Consider the following 3,108-nt stretch of genomic DNA (forward strand, 5'->3'; position numbering starts at 1 on the left):
GAACCTCTTTGTCACTCAAGAAAATTTTCTCCTTCTCCATGAGTGACATTTTCTCAGATCACTTTTAAGGTGACAATATCATAGAACGATCACACCCAAGCGGAGATTAGTTGACAAGGTTTTTGTTGGCTGTTATAATACTAATTGTGTCGGGCACGGAGGGGTGTCCGAGTGGTTTATGGAGCTGGTCTTGAAAACCAGTGATCCCGCAAGGGACCGTGGGTTCGAATCCCACCCCCTCCGCCATTCGCGCAGGATGGTGGGAACAATAGCATATACGGAGTGGTACTCAAGTGGCTGAAGAGGACGGTTTGCTAAATCGTTAGGAGTCGTAAGGCTCGCGAGGGTTCAAATCCCTCCCACTCCGCCAAATACAAGGGTTCTAGCCATTGACAGAAAATGTCAATGGCTATTTTTATGCCCGAGGGGGGCAATAAGGGGGGCAATATTTATTTTTATGTGGTGGATTAAGAAAAATTGGGTTGACAGGGTAGGCTATTAAAATTAAAATTGAACTAGACACTAATATGTCATTTTAAAAATTAAAGGGGAGGTATTGATGTCGCCAGATGAGGTTATAGAGCGTTTAAAGCAGAAAGGAGTAGAGATTTCTAGGCGTACGTTACTAAGGTATGAAGAAGCCGGATTGATTTCAGAGCCGAAAAGAGGCGGGCTGGGGAGAGGGCGCGGGCGTACAACAGATTATCCTAATGATGTTGTTGCTGAAGTCTTAACGGTTTCTCACTTGAAAGGAAAATATTCACAATCTCAAATCGCAGAAGGCAGAAAAAAAGCTATAGAATTAGTAAATAATTTTTATGTAAAAATTTTGCCTGATTCATTAACGGATGAACGGATTTTAGATGCACTTATTGTGTTTGAAGAAATTGAAGAAATTCCTTTTAACTGGTTAATGACTAAAACAAAAATAGAAAACGAAATAGATTTAGCCGTAAAAATAATTATAGAATATAGAGGATATTGCAAAGAAACAATACCTGATAAACCTAGAATTTTAAGATGCGACCGACCGCTTCCACCTTTTTATTTACCATTATTCGATGACAAAGTGGTTTTTTTGAGGCAAGGGGCAATAGCTTTTGAGGAAATGTGTACCCATTTGTTATTTATGTACACGCCGCCATTATTAAAACAATATTACATACGAAAGATAACTAAACGCTTAACACCAGTAAAATAACTGGTGTTAAAAATAAAAATGTACTAGCCAATTATATGTCTAATTCAAAATAAAGAGAGGAGAGAATTTACATGACTACCACTAGAGAGAAAAAACTATACGAACTGCCGGAGGTGCTGGACATTGTGCCGATGAGCCGGGCAGGGCTGTACAAGGCGGCGAAAGAGGGTAAAATTCCTACCGTCAAAATTGGCCGCCGGATATTCATTCCTGCCTGGTATATTGACAAAATCACTAGTGAGCCGGGCCAGCAAAACCTGTAGGGGGTGCTTGTTGTGGGAGAGGGAAAATATCGGGAAACGAAACATCTAACGGTTATCAAGGTTATGCCTGACGGGACTAAAAAGCGGGTTAGGACGCGCGACAGAGGCCCAAAGCCAGAACTAAATAACAATGCCGGATGTGTGCGGGAGCCTGCCGGGGTAGCGTGATGTAGGAGGTAGATTATGCCTTATGGACGCTATCCGGCAGGCTTTTTGTTTAAGCCAAAAACAAAAAAAGCCGCCCGCGGCGGCACATTCAAAGAAAGGCGGTGACATTGATTGTCCTACCAGAATTCTAACATAGTTGAAGCAATCAAACAACGGTTCAGCATACAAGACGCGGCGCGGATGATTGGCCTTTCGCTGAAAAAAGACGGTAGCAGCAGGTATAAGGCCCTTTGCCCTTTCCATGCTGACAGAAATCCTTCCTTGGTTATTTGGCCGGAAGATGGCAAATGGAACTGTTTCGGCTGCGGCAAGCATGGCGATGCGATAGACCTGGTAGCGGAGGCTAAAGGCATGAGCAATTCGGAAGCAATTAAATACCTGGCAGAAGAACTTGGCATTGACGCAAAACCGGCTAAGGAAAGAAAAAAGCCGCGAGGCAAGTTGGTTGCAGAATTTTTCTATCGGGACGAAGGCGGCCAGGTGCGCTATAAGGTTAGCCGGTACGAAAATGGCGATGATAAGACTTTCCCACAATCCCGGCCGGACGGCAAGGGCGGCTGGATAGAAAACCTTGATGGCGTGGAGCGGCTGCCTTACCGCCTGCCGGAATTAATGGAGTCCTTAAAAAAGGGCGAAACAATTTTTATCCCGGAAGGGGAAAAGGCCGTCCATGCCTTGGTTGACCTAGGCCTGGCGGCGACATGCAACAGCGGCGGAGCCGGGAAGTGGACGGATGCGCTTAACCGGTACTTTCCGGCGGGGGCTGAAATTGTAATCCTGCCGGACAATGACGAGCCGGGCCGGAAACATGCCGAAATGGTAGCGGCCAATCTTTACAGGCGGGGTTGCAAGGTTAAGGTGGTAAAACTGCCCGGCATTGACGACCTTTCACCTAAGGGCGCGGCAGGCCCGGAGAACAAGGCCGATGTGGTCGATTGGCTGGCGGCGGGGCATACCAAAGAGGAACTTTTAGCGGTGGTAAGCCAGGCAGAATACTGGCAGCCGAAGCCGGAAGCAGAGGCTGACGGACTGGCCGAATTCCGTAAGCTGCTAAGGGTGCATGGGTTCAGTATCCAGGACGGCTGGACAGTAAAACTGCAAGACACCAAGGACGGCTATACCACTAAAAAGTTAGCCAATTTTGTAGCTTGGCCGGTGGCTGAATACACCTTGGACGATGGCCAGACGGTTAAACGGGCATTTAAAATTACAGGAATTATGGCCAACGGGTGCAGGCTGCCAACAATAACGGTAGATGACGACGAGTTTGCCGGCATGAACTGGATAACAAAAAAATGGGGCCTAACGCCAATGGTAAAGGCAGGGCATAGCATAAAAGACCAGTTGCGCGAAGCGGTGCAAATACTGGGCCAAGGACGGGTGGTTTTGTCAACACAAAAGTTGACCGCCCGTGCTAGAGCAAAAGTTGACCGGGCCTTGCTAATCGCTGGTAAAATGACAGATAATTCTGCCTAG

Annotated in this window: 3 protein-coding genes and 2 tRNA genes; all 5 read left to right on the forward strand. The window is 46.7% G+C overall.

The genetic code is table 11. From position 1 onward, the window contains the following. The first annotated feature begins 157 nt into the window (after positions 1 to 157). The 5 genes from BLQ99_RS14575 (at position 158) to BLQ99_RS14595 (ending at position 3,108) form a co-directional block, all read left to right on the forward strand. Positions 158 to 246: transfer RNA gene (locus BLQ99_RS14575), tRNA-Ser, on the forward strand. A 33-nt stretch (positions 247 to 279) separates the two neighbouring features. Beyond that, positions 280 to 370, forward strand: a tRNA-Ser gene (locus BLQ99_RS14580). Positions 371 to 559: 189 nt separating this feature from the next. Continuing rightward, positions 560 to 1,201 carry a hypothetical protein gene (locus BLQ99_RS14585; RefSeq protein ID WP_093692232.1) on the forward strand — a complete coding sequence of 214 codons (642 nt, stop codon included), beginning with the start codon at positions 560 to 562 and terminating at the stop codon, positions 1,199 to 1,201. Between the two features lie 71 nt (positions 1,202 to 1,272). Next, positions 1,273 to 1,464 carry a helix-turn-helix transcriptional regulator gene (locus tag BLQ99_RS14590; RefSeq protein WP_093692234.1) on the forward strand — a complete coding sequence of 64 codons (192 nt, stop codon included), beginning with the start codon at positions 1,273 to 1,275 and terminating at the stop codon, positions 1,462 to 1,464. Positions 1,465 to 1,743: 279 nt separating this feature from the next. Then, positions 1,744 to 3,108: a CHC2 zinc finger domain-containing protein gene (locus BLQ99_RS14595; RefSeq protein WP_093692236.1), complete on the forward strand. Its 1,365-nt coding sequence runs from the start codon at positions 1,744 to 1,746 to the stop codon at positions 3,106 to 3,108.

This window comes from Sporolituus thermophilus DSM 23256, assembly GCF_900102435.1.
Taxonomy (GTDB): Bacteria; Bacillota; Negativicutes; order Sporomusales; family Thermosinaceae; genus Thermosinus; species Thermosinus thermophilus.

Bases quoted from the DNA above. Each gene is read 5' to 3' on its own strand.
- BLQ99_RS14585 (WP_093692232.1), top strand. From the start codon at position 560: ATGTCGCCAGATGAGGTTATAGAGCGTTTAAAGCAGAAAGGAGTAGAG.
- BLQ99_RS14590 (WP_093692234.1), top strand. From the start codon at position 1,273: ATGACTACCACTAGAGAGAAAAAACTATACGAACTGCCGGAGGTGCTG.